At 44.6% G+C, this 15,240-nt stretch carries 16 protein-coding genes and 1 pseudogene; 10 read left to right on the top strand and 7 right to left on the bottom strand.

Annotated elements, in window-relative coordinates; genetic code table 11:
• Positions 1 to 55 precede the first annotated feature (55 nt).
• The 5 genes and pseudogenes from ACFSKO_RS00920 (at position 56) to ACFSKO_RS00900 (ending at position 6,323) form a co-directional block, all read left to right on the top strand.
• On the top strand, positions 56 to 1,462 hold the full coding sequence (locus ACFSKO_RS00920; RefSeq protein WP_380247435.1) for an ABC1 kinase family protein: 1,407 nt from the start codon (positions 56 to 58) through the stop codon (positions 1,460 to 1,462).
• Positions 1,463 to 1,691: 229 nt separating this feature from the next.
• A pseudogene (locus ACFSKO_RS00915) lies at positions 1,692 to 2,876 on the top strand (Re/Si-specific NAD(P)(+) transhydrogenase subunit alpha); the annotation flags it as partial.
• 173 nt (positions 2,877 to 3,049) lie between these two features.
• Positions 3,050 to 3,460: an NAD(P) transhydrogenase subunit alpha part 2 gene (locus tag ACFSKO_RS00910; protein ID WP_380247433.1), complete on the top strand. Its 411-nt coding sequence runs from the start codon at positions 3,050 to 3,052 to the stop codon at positions 3,458 to 3,460.
• An 11-nt stretch (positions 3,461 to 3,471) separates the two neighbouring features.
• Complete coding sequence (locus ACFSKO_RS00905; RefSeq protein ID WP_380247431.1) at positions 3,472 to 4,875, top strand: NAD(P)(+) transhydrogenase (Re/Si-specific) subunit beta; 1,404 nt, start codon at positions 3,472 to 3,474, stop codon at positions 4,873 to 4,875.
• A 146-nt stretch (positions 4,876 to 5,021) separates the two neighbouring features.
• Entirely contained in the window at positions 5,022 to 6,323 is a 1,302-nt protein-coding gene (locus ACFSKO_RS00900) for an Hsp70 family protein (RefSeq protein WP_380247428.1), read from the top strand.
• 160 nt (positions 6,324 to 6,483) lie between these two features.
• Here ACFSKO_RS00900 and rpsU read toward each other — a convergent pair whose 3' ends face one another.
• Positions 6,484 to 6,687 carry a 30S ribosomal protein S21 gene (rpsU, locus tag ACFSKO_RS00895; protein WP_380247426.1) on the bottom strand — a complete coding sequence of 68 codons (204 nt, stop codon included), beginning with the start codon at positions 6,685 to 6,687 and terminating at the stop codon, positions 6,484 to 6,486.
• Between the two features lie 298 nt (positions 6,688 to 6,985).
• Here rpsU and ACFSKO_RS00890 point away from each other — a divergent pair, with 298 nt between their 5' ends.
• Entirely contained in the window at positions 6,986 to 7,540 is a 555-nt protein-coding gene (locus ACFSKO_RS00890; protein WP_380247424.1) for a peptide deformylase, read from the top strand.
• A 79-nt stretch (positions 7,541 to 7,619) separates the two neighbouring features.
• A complete protein-coding gene (locus ACFSKO_RS00885; RefSeq protein ID WP_380247422.1) occupies positions 7,620 to 8,267 on the top strand; it encodes a COQ9 family protein in 648 nt (215 codons plus the stop codon).
• A gap of 28 nt (positions 8,268 to 8,295) precedes the next feature.
• Here the strand turns inward: ACFSKO_RS00885 and ACFSKO_RS00880 are convergent, their stop codons facing one another.
• The 4 genes from ACFSKO_RS00880 to purE form a co-directional block, all read right to left on the bottom strand.
• Positions 8,296 to 9,141, bottom strand: a complete 846-nt coding sequence (locus ACFSKO_RS00880) for an Nmad3 family putative nucleotide modification protein (protein ID WP_380247419.1) — start codon at positions 9,139 to 9,141, stop codon at positions 8,296 to 8,298.
• Positions 9,142 to 9,177: 36 nt separating this feature from the next.
• The gene (locus tag ACFSKO_RS00875) at positions 9,178 to 10,017 is read right to left on the bottom strand and encodes a substrate-binding periplasmic protein (RefSeq protein ID WP_380247417.1); all 840 of its coding nucleotides are present in this window, start codon (positions 10,015 to 10,017) and stop codon (positions 9,178 to 9,180) included.
• A gap of 83 nt (positions 10,018 to 10,100) precedes the next feature.
• Positions 10,101 to 11,201, bottom strand: coding sequence for a 5-(carboxyamino)imidazole ribonucleotide synthase (locus ACFSKO_RS00870; RefSeq protein ID WP_380247415.1), 1,101 nt, complete (start codon positions 11,199 to 11,201; stop codon positions 10,101 to 10,103).
• Between the two features lie 26 nt (positions 11,202 to 11,227).
• On the bottom strand, positions 11,228 to 11,725 hold the full coding sequence (purE, locus tag ACFSKO_RS00865) for a 5-(carboxyamino)imidazole ribonucleotide mutase (protein ID WP_380247412.1): 498 nt from the start codon (positions 11,723 to 11,725) through the stop codon (positions 11,228 to 11,230).
• Between the two features lie 246 nt (positions 11,726 to 11,971).
• Between purE and ACFSKO_RS00860 the strand changes: the two genes are divergently transcribed.
• Positions 11,972 to 12,712 carry a GGDEF domain-containing protein gene (locus ACFSKO_RS00860; protein ID WP_380247410.1) on the top strand — a complete coding sequence of 247 codons (741 nt, stop codon included), beginning with the start codon at positions 11,972 to 11,974 and terminating at the stop codon, positions 12,710 to 12,712.
• 111 nt (positions 12,713 to 12,823) lie between these two features.
• Here ACFSKO_RS00860 and ACFSKO_RS00855 read toward each other — a convergent pair whose 3' ends face one another.
• A complete protein-coding gene (locus ACFSKO_RS00855) occupies positions 12,824 to 13,039 on the bottom strand; it encodes a YdcH family protein (protein WP_380247408.1) in 216 nt (71 codons plus the stop codon).
• A 292-nt stretch (positions 13,040 to 13,331) separates the two neighbouring features.
• Between ACFSKO_RS00855 and ACFSKO_RS00850 the strand changes: the two genes are divergently transcribed.
• Entirely contained in the window at positions 13,332 to 13,877 is a 546-nt protein-coding gene (locus tag ACFSKO_RS00850) for a TIGR02444 family protein (protein WP_380247405.1), read from the top strand.
• 67 nt (positions 13,878 to 13,944) lie between these two features.
• On the opposite strand, the gene ACFSKO_RS00845 is transcribed toward ACFSKO_RS00850, so the two are convergent.
• Complete coding sequence (locus ACFSKO_RS00845) at positions 13,945 to 14,526, bottom strand: UbiX family flavin prenyltransferase (RefSeq protein WP_380247403.1); 582 nt, start codon at positions 14,524 to 14,526, stop codon at positions 13,945 to 13,947.
• 378 nt (positions 14,527 to 14,904) lie between these two features.
• Here ACFSKO_RS00845 and ACFSKO_RS00840 point away from each other — a divergent pair, with 378 nt between their 5' ends.
• Positions 14,905 to 15,075: a YdcH family protein gene (locus ACFSKO_RS00840; protein WP_380247400.1), complete on the top strand. Its 171-nt coding sequence runs from the start codon at positions 14,905 to 14,907 to the stop codon at positions 15,073 to 15,075.
• Positions 15,076 to 15,240: the final 165 nt, after the last annotated feature.

Below are 15,240 nucleotides of genomic sequence, written 5' to 3'. Positions count from 1 at the left end.
GCACCTGTGTTCACAGGTAAAAGTGTGTAGATCGTTAGGGCTGAAGGAATTTGAAGTGCCGAATGACAATAAGACGGATGATTTTGGGGATCAGGAATCTCACTTTGGCGGAAGGCTGAAACGCTATGCTCAAGTCGGGACGTCTATTGGTGGTCTGGCTGCCCAAGTTGTCGGCAACCGGGTTTTTGGTACGGGTCTAAATCGTGATAAACATTCTTCAGATTTGAAAAATGCCTTGGGCGGTTTAAAGGGCCCTTTGATGAAAGCGGCTCAAATTCTGGCCACCATTCCCGACGCCTTACCCAAAGAATACGCCGAAGAATTACGGCAACTCCAATCGAATGCGCCTTCTATGGGATGGCTCTTCGTCAAGCGTCGAATGAGAAGCGAACTGGGTGCGGGGTGGCAACGAAAATATGAAACCTTTGAACACGAGGCCACAGCTGCGGCCTCTCTTGGGCAGGTTCATTGTGCTCAAGGACACGACGGGGCCAAACTGGCTTGTAAACTTCAATACCCGGACATGGCTTCTGCGGTCGAGGCGGATTTAAAGCAACTTGGTTTGCTTTTTGGAATTTATCGGCGTTACGACAAGGCAATTGACCCCGGAAACATCCACAAAGAGTTATCTGAACGCTTGCGTGAAGAGTTGGATTATCTCCGTGAAGCTCAGAATATGAAACTCTATGAGCACATATTATGGGATGAAACCAAAATCTTTGTTCCTCAATCTATCGATGATCTGACGACCCGTCGCCTTCTAACCATGACGTGGCTCGATGGCAGCCCGTTACTGGATTACATCAAAGATCATGAAAATGATATTGAAGCGCGTAATCAGGTCGCAATGAATATGTTTAGGGCTTGGTATGTACCCTTTTACAAGTACGGCGTCATTCATGGAGATCCTCACTTAGGCAATTATTCTATTCGACAAAACGGGGATATCAACCTTCTGGATTTTGGTTGTATCAGGGTTTTTGAACCTTCCTTCGTTAAAGGGGTCATCGATCTCTATTTTGGATTAGAGCAGAATGACGAGGCGCTGGCCGTAAAGGCTTATGAGAGCTGGGGTTTTAATATTAAGAACAGGGAAATGCTCGATACCTTAAATATTTGGGCACATTTTCTTTACGGCCCGCTGTTACAAGATCGCAAACGAACGATTGTGGATGACCATAAAGGTGGTCCCTATGGTGCGAAAATTGCCAACAAAGTGCACAACGAACTTCGCCGATTGGGTGGGGTCAAGCCGCCCCGGGAATTTGTACTGATGGACCGGGCCGCTGTCGGACTTGGATCGGTTTTCATGCACTTAAAAGCAGAGATCAACTGGCACCAACTCTTCCATGATCTTATTGGTGACTTTGACCATCATAATTTATCCAGACAGCAGTCTGCTGCCCTTCAAAAATACAATCTTCCTCTATCCGGAAATCTTGAAAAATTGCCCGAAAAATAACCTGTGTATACATGAGAATCGGTGAAATTCTGTCCTTAATTTATGGGGAAGAGGTTTCCTATATGAGATATTTTCCTTACTGGAATATATCTTAATCCATTATATGTGACCGAATTAGTCAGTTATTGTGCAGTGCACACTTGCGGCATATGGTAGAAAAAAGCTTTAATAAAAATGGTATGTAGCCGGGCGCAAAGTGCCGGCTGGGGAATTCATGTGGGGAGATAAAATGAAAATTGCTATTCCCAAGGAGCGCCGTTCGAACGAAACACGCGTGGCTGCTTCTCCTGAAACGATCAAAAAAATGATCGCTCTGGGGTGTGACGTCATGATCGAAAAGGGCGCAGGGGCTTCTGCAAGCTTTACCGATGAAGCCTTCAAGGCCGCTGGCGCGACAATAGGAAACGATGCTGTAACGACGTACAAAGACGCTGCGGTCATCCTAAAGGTCCAAAAGCCGATCACCGGTGGTAAAGAGGACGAAATCAAGGGACTTGCCAAAGGTACCATCGTTATTTCTATCGCAGATCCTTATCGCTCGATTCCCGAACTGGACGCCTTTGCTAAGTCGGGATTAACGGCCTTTGCGATGGATTTCGTTCCGCGCATAACACGTGCTCAGTCCATGGATGTGCTTTCAAGCCAATCAAACCTTGCTGGTTATAAAGCAGTTTTGGATGGCGCTGCTGTATTTAACCGAGCATTCCCGATGATGATGACCGCCGCAGGTACAATCGCCCCTGCAAAAGTCTTTGTTATGGGGGCTGGTGTTGCAGGGCTTCAAGCTATTGCGACCGCACGACGCCTCGGGGCTGTCGTGTCGGCAACAGATGTACGTCCTGCCTCTAAAGAACAAGTCGAAAGTTTGGGTGCGTCTTTTGTGGCGGTCGAAGATGATGAGTTCAAGCAAGCAGAGACAGCAGGCGGTTATGCCAAAGAAATGTCTGATGGTTATAAAGCCAAACAAGCCAAACTGATTGCCGAGACCATTGCGAAAGTGGATATGGTTATTACGACAGCTTTGATACCGGGCCGTCCTGCACCAGTACTGGTGACTGCTGATATGGTTAAATCCATGAAACCTGGGTCTGTTATCGTCGATCTGGCTGTTGAAGCTGGTGGGAACTGTGAACTGTCTCAAGCAGGTAAAGTTGCCGTCAAACACGATGTATCCATCGTTGGTTATGACAATATGCCAGGGCGCTTGGCAACGGATGCCTCATCACTTTACGCCCGTAACGTATATAATTTTTTCGAGCTCTTATTTGATAAAGAAGCCAAAGAACTGAAAATTGACTGGGCCGATGAAATTATAAAAGGCACCTGTGTGACGCACGAAGGAAGTATTGTGCATCCTGCCTTGGCTCATGCTGAAAAAGCAAAGCCAGCTAAGAAAATGGATACAGTATCTAAGACTGAAACTGGTGAAGCTTCTCCGGTGAAGCCTGTTAAAAAAGCTAAAGCTCCAGCTAAAGCGAAGGCTAAATCTTCGACAAAGACCACAGCTAAAGCAAAAGCTTCATCCAAGAAAGATACGAAGCCAGCTCCAGCGAAGGCTGAAGATAAAAAAGAGGGAGGGTCTGCCTGATGTCGAGTGAAGAATTTATCAATAAGGCTACGGAAGCTGCCAATTCTGCCCGTGCTTTATCAGACGAAGTTGCATCGCTTGCTTCTGAGGCAAGCCGACTGGTGGTCGACGCATCGAGCCAAACCAGTGGATCTCCCTTTATCATGGGGCTGACGGTTCTGATCCTTGCTGTTTTTGTCGGGTATTATGTGGTTTGGAATGTGACGCCCGCACTCCATTCACCTTTAATGGCGGTTACCAATGCCATTTCTTCGGTGATTATCGTCGGGGCGCTGGTTGCCGCTGGACCTGCTGATCTTGGGTTTAGTGAGATCATGGGCTTCATTGCTATCGTTCTTGCCGCAATTAACATCTTCGGTGGCTTTATCGTCGCACAGCGTATGCTGCAGATGTTCAAGAAAAAACAATAGGGGGGCTTATTATGTCATCAGATTTATCTGCACTGTTATATCTCGCTGCCTCTGTCTGTTTTATCATGGCACTGCGCGGTCTTTCTCATCCAACGACAAGTCGCCAGGGAAATATCTTTGGTATGGTCGGAATGGCTCTTGCCATCGGAACGACCCTGGCTGCACCTGGGATTGTTAGTTTTGGTACGATCCTTCTCGGACTCGTGATTGGTGGGGCAATTGGTACTGTGATCGCGCTTCGTATCCAGATGACGGCTTTACCTCAACTGGTTGCGGCTTTTCACAGTTTGGTTGGTCTTGCGGCTGTTTGTGTTGCCTTGGCAACATTCTACAAACCCGAAGCTTATGGTATTGGCATTGTCGGGGATATTCAGGTTTCAAGTCTTGTTGAGCTTGCGATTGGTACGGCAGTCGGCGCAATTACTTTTACCGGTTCAGTGGTTGCTTTTGCTAAGCTTCAAGGCCTGGTTTCCGGGCGACCGTTGGTGTTTAAGTTTCAGCATACTCTAAATGCTGCGCTGGGTGCTTCTGTTGTTGTTCTGCTGATTTTACTTTGCACGACGCAAGAGCCGATTTATCTCTGGATATTGGTCGCGGTTACTCTGTTACTCGGCTTCTTGTTAATTCTGCCAATCGGCGGGGCTGATATGCCCGTTGTGGTGTCCATGCTGAATTCTTATTCCGGGTGGGCAGCTTGTGGTATTGGCTTTACGCTCCAGAATAACCTTTTGATCATAACAGGAGCGCTGGTTGGCTCTTCTGGTGCGATCCTGAGCTACATTATGTGTAAGGCGATGAACCGTTCTTTCATTAGTGTGATCCTCGGTGGTTTTGGTGCCGAAGGCGAAGCTGGTCCAGCAGGTGCTGATGGTGATGACGATCGCATGGTCAAATCTGGTTCAGGAGATGATGCTGCTTTCTTGATGAAAAACGCAGGCTCTGTGGTTATCGTACCGGGTTACGGGATGGCTGTTGCACAAGCCCAACACACACTTCGTGAAATGGTGGATCTTCTCAAAGCTGATGGCGTGAAAGTACGTTATGCGATCCATCCGGTTGCTGGGCGTATGCCGGGTCATATGAACGTTCTTTTGGCTGAAGCTTCTGTGCCTTATGATGAAGTCTTTGAGATGGATGAAATCAACCGGGACTTTAAGTCAACGGATGTGGTTTTCGTTATTGGTGCCAATGACATTACAAATCCTGCTGCGAAGACTGACCCTAAATCTCCGATTTATGGGATGCCAATTCTTGAGGTTGATGGAGCTCAGACAGTTCTGTTCCTCAAGCGTGGTATGTCTGCGGGTTATGCGGGAGTTCAAAATGAGCTCTTCTTTAGAGACAACACAATGATGCTATTTGGTGATGCCAAGCAAATGTGTGAGAAAATCGTCAAGGCACTTGAGCAGCTTTGATACAAATCATTACACGATAAAATATAGAAGAGGGTGCCTATTCAGGTACCCTTTTTCTTTGTCTTAAAATCAGAGCTTGAATAGTTGGCAAAAAACGATCATTTATCGCCTCCCCATTTATAACTGCATTCTTTTAGGACGAAGCCATGAGTGATTTCTCAATTGGTATCGATTTCGGTACGACCAATACTGTGATTGCTCTGGCGGAGCGGGATAAACCTGTTCGCTCTGTGAAATTTAAACACAACGATATATTTCATGACGTTTACCGAAGCCTTCTTTGTTATGAAATGACTGTTCAAAATCAACGCGCACATGTTGATGTTACGGGTGGTCCCTGGGCTCTCGATCAATATTTGACGGCGCGAGGGGAAGTACGATTTCTCCAGTCATTCAAAAGCCATATCGCGAGTAGTCTGTTCAGCGAAACTCAAATTTTTTCCAAGCGCTATACTTTACAAGACATTATGTCTGACTTTTTCCATAGATTTATGGAGGATTCAGCTGAACAGCTCGCTTGTGGGAATGCCACAGTTATTGCTGGCCGGCCTATTGTTTACGCAGGATATTCACCAGACGAAAATCTTGCGAGAGAGCGTTATGATGCAGCTTATGGCAGCATTGGTTTTACAGATGTAAGCTATGTTTATGAGCCAGTGGGCGCAGCTTATTATTACGCGCGCAAGGTTGAGCGCGAAGCGACAATTCTTGTCGCTGATTTCGGTGGGGGGACAAGCGATTTTTCCATTATTCGTTTTGAACGCAAAGGGGATCAGCTGAGCTCAACGCCTCTTGGTTATGCAGGGATCGGTATTGCAGGGGATAGTTTTGATAGCTGTTTGATTGATCATATTGTCTCTCCGTATCTCGGTAAGGGTAGCAGCTACTATTCTCTGGATCGACAGGTTCTGGATATGCCGAATAATTTTTACAATCGTTTTTCTAAATGGCACGAGCTCGGCATTTTAAAAAGTCCAACGACCATGAGAGAATTGAAAGAGCTTAAGGCGGTTGCGGTAAATCCGAAATTGATCGAAACTTTTATCGATGTTGTTGATAACGATTGGTCTATGGATATCTACGATGCTATTTCCAAAACCAAGATGGCGCTGACAACTCAAGAGGAGACAACCTTTTCGGTAGAGTTCAGTGATCAAAAAATCGAAGAAAAAGTTGTTCGTGCCGATTTTGAAAACTGGATTTCTAAAGACTTATCGGCAATTGAAAGTAAAGTAGAAAGCTTGCTCGTCGATAGTAATATGGCGGTCTCTGACATCGACAAGGTGTTTTTAACTGGTGGGACGTCTTATGTGCCTGCTGTCCAAAATCTCTTTGCCAAGCACTTTGGCCGTGACAAGCTTGCAAGTGGTAAACAGTTGGAATCTGTCGCTTACGGTCTGGCTTTGGTTGGGTTGGACCCGAATGCCAATACCTGGACAGTAAAGTAAATCCAGAAATCAAACACCCAGGAAACAAACACCCAGGAATCAAACACAAAGTGACCAGATGCAAAACAGGCTGCCATCTGAATTAGATAGCAGCCCATTCCTCTTCCATTTATAGGAAGATATCTCGCCTTAAGCGACGTTCAACAAACGCCGAACAGACTTAATAGCCTTCACGCTCCATACGCTTGCGTAGAAGTTTGCGATAGCGACGAACTGCTTCAGCCGCTTCACGCTTTCTGCGCTCACATGGTTTCTCGAAGTGACGACGCAACTTCATTTCACGGAAGACACCTTCGCGTTGCAGCTTTTTCTTTAGCGCGCGAAGAGCCTGATCAACATTGTTATCTCGAACGTGTACTTGCACGGGCGATCAGCTCCTTTCTAACGTCAGACCCTAAATGACCTGACTGAGTTTTCTCGGTTGCCCGAGTTGAACACATAAAGAACCTCCGCTATACCAAGGCATAGCAGGTTCAGGGGTGTGATTATCACAGCCTATAGCGAATGTGAAGGAAAGAATTTACGACTCTCGAGATTCTTTTGTGAGGATTTCCCTTGATTTTCACAAGATTGCGCACGCGATATAATCGCAATGAAGGTTGTGTTGAAGAATAAAATGAATTTGTTTTGACCCATGGAGTCATGAGTTACATAGTATAATCATGACGTTACTTAAAATTTCAAAAATGGGACATCCCGTACTTTGGCGTAAGGCTGATCCGGTTGATAACCCCACGAGTCCGTATATTAGCGATCTTGTCGAGAATATGATCGAGACAATGAATGACGCTGGAGGAACAGGTATTGCTGCGCCCCAGATTTACGAGTCCCTTCGGATTTTTATCTTTTTTGTTTCGAAATTACGTGCTCAATCCGAGGCCGAACGTTTGGGGATTACACTTGATAGCGATGGTAGCGTTCCTTTGACCGTATTGATCAATCCAGAGCTCACGTTTTTGGATGAAAAAATTGATGAGAGCTGGGAAGGGTGCCTTTCTATTCCGGGTCTTATGGGAAAAGTGCCTCGTCATCGGTCAATTCGCTATCGGGGATATGGACTTGATGGTAAACTAATAGAGCGTGAAGCTACGGGATTTCACGCACGTGTTATTCAACATGAATACGATCACTTGGATGGCATACTTTATCCTGAGAGAATGACAGACATGCGCCAGTTGATTTTCTCTTCTGAAGCTGCGCATCAGAAGTCTGAGTAAGACGAAATCTCAAGTTTAAGGTATCCAAGCTTAGATATGTTGTGGGACATCTTTTCATAAGGGGAAAGAAATCAAGAATATGAGTGATAAGCAAAAAGATAAATTACTGGATGCGCTTCTCCCTGTTGTTCCATTCGAAGGCTGGAGTGATTCTATCCTCATGGAGATTGGGGCAAGTTGTGAGTTGTCATCGCAAAAAATAGCCATACTTTTTCCTCGTGGTATGACGGATATTCTTCGTTATTTTAACAAGCGTTTGGATACCCATATGATGGGTGAGCTGGAAAAGCGTGATCTAGATAACATGAAGGTGAGAGAACGCATCACTTTGGCTGTGCGCATAAGGCTTGAGCTAATGGAGCCTCATCGGGAAGCTGTTCGAAAGGGGATGAGTTTTTTTGTAATGCCATTGAAAGCATCAGAAGGTATGCATAACCTTTATGATACGGTTGATGCTATGTGGCTGGCGGCAGGCGATAAGTCTACGGATTATAATTTTTACAGCAAACGGCTGCTGCTTTCAGGTGTCTATAGTTCGACGATGTTGTTCTGGCTTGAAGACAAGTCGGAAGGTTATGAAAAAACCTGGAACTTCCTTGATCGCCGTATCGCTGAAGTTCTTAAGATCGGTGGCGCGTTAGGTAAATCAATCGGGAAAATATCAAGCGTTGCGGATAGACTTCGTTCCCTATCTCCGTTTTCAAAAGAGTGGACGGGACGCTGTTAAAATCGAATTCTATTAAGGCAATACTGACTTATTGATCTTGGAAAAGCTGTTGTAGCCAGCTGTTGGCTAGTCTGGTTCTCCCTTTGGTGTTGATAACAAATTCCTGTCCTTTTGGGGCGGACTTTAATTTCCAACCTGTTCCTGATTTTACCCATTTCTCGTTCTTTAAGTGATAAGAGAGTGCGGGCGAAGGATGGGCAAACCATTTGGGAAGTTGCCAGATGGAACGCGTTGATTTTTCTGCTGTTAAAACACGCGTTGAAGTAATGTTAGAAAAAATACCCCCGCCCAGTATGTCCGTATCATGATTTTGCAGTTTAAGTTTCTCGCTTGAAGTATAAAGCGTGTTATTTGACCCAAAAGAAGCCTTTAGATGAGGGTGGTCAGCAAACTCGGGGTAGGTTTGAGCGGCTTCTCTAATATTCTCTCCAACCGTTATGATCTGGTCGACCTGTAGCCAGCCAAAAATTACGTGTAAATCAGGTTGTTTAGCAAGGGGCTTGAAATTTTCACCGACACACCGAAACCAACCGAAGAATAAAAACAGATCTCCAGCACAAACACCTTGGTTTGATAAATGTTGTTGCGCGGCACCGTACTGTCCAAAACAGGGCCGCCAACTTTCGTGTCTTGAAAGGCTGGGAGGATAGAGGTCAGGGTCTAGGTGGGTGAAATCTTTGGCGTGTGCCAATTTTGGATTTAGCTGATGAATTACGTTGCCTAAATTCCCAAAAGGAGAGGCAAGTTCTGTAAACCTGTTCGGTCCGGCGTGATGTGGAATGGGAAGTGAGTAAATACGTCCATCGGGAAGGATGGGACTCGGGCCACCGCCATATTGGGAATCAAAGCCTTTACGGCTGAGGATAATACGCATGAAGACGATACTGATTAAAAGAGGTTAAGTCGGTTGCTAGTTGAGTATTAACCCCGTCTTAGCGGCTAACACATCACAATAGTTATCCTCGTTGCGATTGTCTAATGGCGTGATGTGCGTGCCGTATCTGCTAAGCGTTGTTGTCCAAACGGGGTTATTTTCTAAGTTGTTTAGCTCTGGAATTAAATGTTTTTGTGATGAGCCTGTAATCATGATTTTGCGGGTAAAGTTATGATGTTGAGTGATCTTTAATTGTCCGACGAGGCCCTGAGTTTTAATTAAATTGCATACGCCTGCTTCAGGCATTATGCCGACGTCTACTCTCTCAGAAAGTAGCATTTGGAGTAACTGCCATTCACTGTTGGTGTTGGTTCTTCTTATTTTATTGTCTTTCACCAGTGGATCTACTCCAGCGTATTTGTAACCTCGAATACCGCCAAGTTTAGATCCAATTAAGTCTTCTGGAGCTTTGTAACTTTTGTCTTTGCCGGTTTTCCAGACATAAACACTTGAGTCCATCATGATTGGGGAAGACCAGTTTGTTTCCGGTGAAGTAAGGGTTTTAAACCAAATAGGGGTTACCCATGGAACGATGATACTCTTTTTTGCCATAAGCTCATCAAGACGCTTTCTGGGCAGGATTCTGACAGAATATTTGTGACCAGATGTGCTGTTGTGAGTTAGATGTTTGGCTAAATCATATGTTAAGCCAGTATCTTTACCCGTAACGAAGGGAGGAACGTTATGATAACTATAAAGAGTGTAGTTACCACCTGCGTAGGCGGAGGTAGACAGAAGAAACCCAAAAACAATGAGCAAGTTTTTTGCTTGAACGAGAGACGAGCTAATTTTTTTAAACCGATAACTTATTCCCACAATCTTTTCCTTGTTAAAGAACCAAGAAAAACCCCCTGCGGCAAGTTAACTGTATTCAGTTTGTGTTTAAGAGTGGTTAATTATCATTTCCTTGGAATGACTTTGGTGACGTGCCCCATTTTACGACCATCTTTAGCTTCATCTTTACCATATAGGTGAAGTTTAGCAGCAGGATCTGAAAGGATTTCAGCCCAGTTATCGACATCTTTACCAAGAAGATTTGTCATCACGGCATCAGAGTGGCGATAGACGGAGCCAAGAACCAATCCGGCAGTCGCTCTGATAAATTGCTCAAACTGGGATGTGACACAAGCATCCATAGACCAATGGCCTGAATTGTGAGGGCGTGGTGCGATTTCATTGACAAGAATCTCGTCATCGGTGGTCACAAACATCTCTACAGCCATCATTCCAACCAGTTGCATTTCCTCTGCCATATGACGTGCCAAAGCTTCTGCGCGATCGCTTATCTTTTGAGATATACGAGCCGGGACAATGGTCTGATCGAGAATATGATTTTTGTGGCGATTTTCGACAGGTATATACGCCTGGCAATCGCCCTGAATACTACGGGCGACAATGACAGAAATTTCCATCCGAAAATCAACAAGTGCTTCAATTATTGTTTCAGCTTGCTCTTTGTCGCCAGCCACAGTCTTCCAAGCTACAGCCAGATCTGTGTCGGGAGTGATAAAGGTTTGTCCTTTACCGTCATACCCCATTTCGGTGGTTTTTAAGACACAGGGACGTCCGATATCACGCACAACGCGATCAAGTGCTTCTATATTTGTTGCTTCAGCATATCGTGTCGTTGGTACGTTGATGGAGTTGCAGAAATCTTTTTCCCGCAAGCGATTTTGACAAATGTGAAGTACGTTTGGTCCCGGGTTTACCGGAACACGGTCAATGAGAAAGGCCGCTGTTTTGGCGGGAACATTTTCAAACTCATAGGTGACGACATCGACATGTTCCGCAAAAGTTGCGAGAGCTTTCTCGTCATCATATTTGGCCACAGTTGTGTACTTGGAGACTTCACTCGCGGGGCAATCTTCTTCAGGGCAAAATATATGGCAGTGATAGCCGAGTTCAGCCGCGGCCGAAGCCGCCATCCTGCCAAGCTGGCCACCGCCTAAAATACCAATTACTGAACCGGGTGCTAGAGGTGCAGAAAGAGTTTTGGTCATGACTATCGTCTCCAAGGGAGGCTGCATTAAATATCGTTTACAGGTTCAAGCGCGACGGCTTCGGACTGGTTCTTCCGCCAAGTGTCCAGTGCGTCTGCGATTTTTTTATCATTAAGGGCAAGAACAGATCCTGCAAGTAATCCAGCATTAATGGCACCAGGCTTGCCGATTGCCAATGTTCCAACGGGAACACCACCGGGCATTTGTACGATTGAAAGCAAACTGTCTTGGCCTTTCAGGCTTTTACTTTCAATCGGAACACCAAAAACAGGAAGAGGTGTCATGGCAGCAACCATACCAGGAAGGTGTGCTGCGCCACCTGCTCCGGCAATGATCACGTTTAAGCCACGATCTCGTGCCGTTGAAGCGTATTCTACCAAACGCTGTGGTGTTCTGTGTGCGGAGACTATTCTTTTCTCATAGGAGATGCCGAGGGTATCGAGTGTTTCGGCCGCATGTTTCATGGTCGGCCAATCTGATTGGCTGCCCATGATAATACCAACTTGCGGAGACTTCTCGGACATGGCTTTATCCTGCCTTATAGTGTATCGGAGCGCATTATTAAGACGTGTGGTAAGATATGGCAAGTAAAGAGAGCTCAAGTAAAGGCGCGCGTGGAAATTTATATTCAATTACCTATTCTTGGTAATAATATGTAAAATAATTTTGTATAATGTGCCTAACGAGTTCATTTGACGTTAAAAGTGCATATGATGAAATCCCGGCAGGAAGCAGGGATTAGGCTATAAAGCAAAGGGATTGCTTGACGAATGAAGGTCCAAAGACCACGTGGCGGAACGGGTTCCGTTAGCAGTGTGGGTCGGGTATCTGCTGCACCAGCAGTAAAACCAGCCCAAACTGTCGAAAGCGTAAGTGGCGTTACCACTCCTCAAGATGTTGCCACGATTGGTGGAATTCCTGAGTCCGAATTCACGCCGAAGGTCCGGGCGGCAATTGAGCAGCTTATGAAAGAAGTTCAGGACGTTCGACAAGAATTAGATCAAGCTAAAAAACGGGTAGATTATCTGGAGAAATTAGCTGATCAAGACGTTTTGACGCCAGTACTTAATCGACGCGCCTTTGTTCGTGAACTCGATCGTATGATGTCCTATAGCGAACGCTATGAGGTACCAGGAAGTGTCATTTACCTTGATGTAAATGACATGAAAGAGATCAATGATAATCTCGGACATGAAGCAGGGGACGAAGCTATCAAGCACGTGGCTTCATCATTGTTAAATAATGTGCGTTCTTCTGATATTGTTGGACGGCTTGGTGGTGATGAGTTTGGGGTTATTCTGTTGCAAGCGCCGCCTGAAATTGCGACAGAAAAAGCACAATACCTCGCTGACGAAGTATCACGACACTCTTTTGATTATGAAGGGGAAAACGTGAGCGTTCATGTTTCTCACGGGGTACATAACTTTCAGGGTAGTGATGCTGATGCTGCGCTAAAGGCAGCAGATAAGGCTATGTACGAAAAAAAGAAAGCGAAACAGGTGCAAGAGTAAGCTGTTATTTTCCTTATTATTCAAAGTTTCCAACAGAAAGTCATTAATTTGGGAGCTAAAAATAACTTTTGAGCAGAAGTGTTTGGGGAAACCTCTCTTCAGTCTGAAAGATTAGGCAATGATATCGGGTAAGAGCTGGCTTTCTAATCGATTCATCGTATCTTTTAAATTGAGCTTCTTTTTTTTCAGTCGCACCAATTGGAGTTGATCGAACGGGGCGTGTTCTTGCAGACGTGCAATAACATCATCCATGTCTCTGTGTTCTTGCTTAAGGCTTTCGAGTTCTTCGATAAGCTCTTTTCTGCTGTTGCCTGTGGTCTCTGCCAATTTATAAATGTCTCGTAAACGCACGTTATATGAAGGAAGTAGTTATACTCTGACTTTGAAAATAAGCATAGGTTTAGTATGAGAGATTCTCGTGGAGCGGGCATCTTGTCTCGAGATCTCGTGAAAATCGCCCCAGTTTAGCTAAAGATGGTGTGTTTTGATTGATAAGAGAATGTAAGAAATAAGTTTCTCATTAGGCGAATCGGCCCGATATTGATCTCTTATGTGTATATATGCCCTAACTTACCTTAACCTTGGGACCCTAGATTGCTGATTTATAGTTTAAGTAAAGATGTTTGATCAAACCCAGTTGCCGACAAATCCTTTTTGGAATTTCTCTCTTGATGTTTACGGACAACAGGGTGTCGCGCCTGCATGTATTGTCCTGCAGGATAAATATGATCTTGATGTCAATTTGCTCTTGTTCTGCTGTTGGGCAGGTTTTTGTGAAAAAGAACTGAAAACTCTTGAACTCTCAAATTTGATTTTCGGTATCGAGAAATGGCGAGATCATGTCATCCAACCTTTGCGAGATGTTCGGGTTTGGATGAAAACTGAAACGATAAATGGGTTTCGCCATACTGATGATCTGCGCCAGAAAGTAAAAGATGCTGAACTTTGGGCTGAAGCCTTACAGCAAAATTTTATGCATCTTCAATTAACATTACGCCCCTCAGAAAAGCCATGCTCAGAAATTGCAGCCAAAAATATGATCTTGTATTTGAATCTCTGTGAGATTGAGGCTATTGGAACTGTTGATTGTGCAGATTTGGCGGCAATTGTTCGGGGAGGATTCCCAGATTTGCCTCCCTTAGAAGCTGTATGGTTATTTCAGTAATATCCACGGTCAGAAGTGTCTATGGACTGTTTCAATTTGACTGTATCTAAGTTCTCAGTATTAAAGTTTAAGGGCGTTTTTTACTGTTCTCGTCCCAGCGGTTCATACCAGCTATTTCGATGTCGAAAATATCGAGTACTCTGCCCAATGTGTAATCAACCATCTCTTCAAGATTATTTGGTTTTGCATAGAATGCAGGGACTGGTGGTGCAATGATCGCGCCCATTTCTGAAAGGTTAACCAAAGTGCGAAGGTGTCCGGTATGAAGAGGTGTCTCTCGGACCATTAAGACAAGTTTACGGCGCTCTTTTAAGATGACATCTGCTGCACGGGTTAAAAGACTCGAGGTGACGCCAGTTGATATCTCTGACATGGTTCGAATTGAGCAGGGTGCGACAATCATACCCAGTGTTTTGTATGACCCGCTGGAAAGACAGGCAGCGATATCATTGATGTTATGACTTACATCAGCGATATTTTTGACATCAGAAACTTTAAGGTCACTTTCGTAAGCCAATGTTATTTCAGCTGATTTACTCATAATTAAATGAGTTTCAATAGGCATGTTTTTTAGAATTTGTAACAACCTGATGCCATAAGTGATCCCACTTGCGCCACTAATGCCGATGATGATTCTCTCTTTTGTCATAGGTAACAATCTTTCACTTTTGTGAAGAATTAATGAAGTAAATGTACCAAGCCTCTTGGCAAGCGGTTTGGACAGGTCTACCATAATCCATACGCTGTCTTCTCAAAAATGTTATAGGGTTTGGGTTGGTACAAAATTGGCAAAGTATTAGCGTTTGGGACGCTTTGAATATATCCCATACACTAAAGCCTTACATTCGGCTAGTTGCCAGTGTTCTGTCCAAACATGATTTAACAATTTTTCTTACATTACGTTTGCTTGTGACTATGAAGGGTTTTCTTCGTAGTGTTTTATGCTGGGAAAATTTTGAGAGTAAAAAATTGCCGTAGTATTTTTGGGAAGCTGTAAGTGCAACTACGGAACTAAAGGGAGACGAATATGGCCACTGCTCAACGCATTGAGTCCTTACGTACAAAACACGTTACTTTAGAGAGCGCTATCGGTCAGGAGAATCTGCGCCCGCATCCCGATGAATCCATAATTATGTCACTTAAGAAGCAAAAGCTTCGCGTTAAAGATGAAATGGAACAGTTAAATGATTCACATTAACGCAGTAACAGCTTTAGGGTAAAATGTCTTAAGCTTATAAATGATAAAAAAGCAAACCCGCTTTGTGTATTTCACAAGGCGGGTTTCTTTATGTTTTCGTATATTGTGTAAATATCTTGTAAAATAATTTTCAAGTACCGACCCTATCAAGGGACGCCATTTGAT

The organism is Kiloniella antarctica (assembly GCF_042682825.1).
Taxonomy (GTDB): domain Bacteria; phylum Pseudomonadota; class Alphaproteobacteria; order Kiloniellales; family Kiloniellaceae; genus Kiloniella; species Kiloniella antarctica.
Note: the sequence above shows the minus strand (reverse complement) of the source record. Positions and strands in the feature narration are given on the sequence as shown.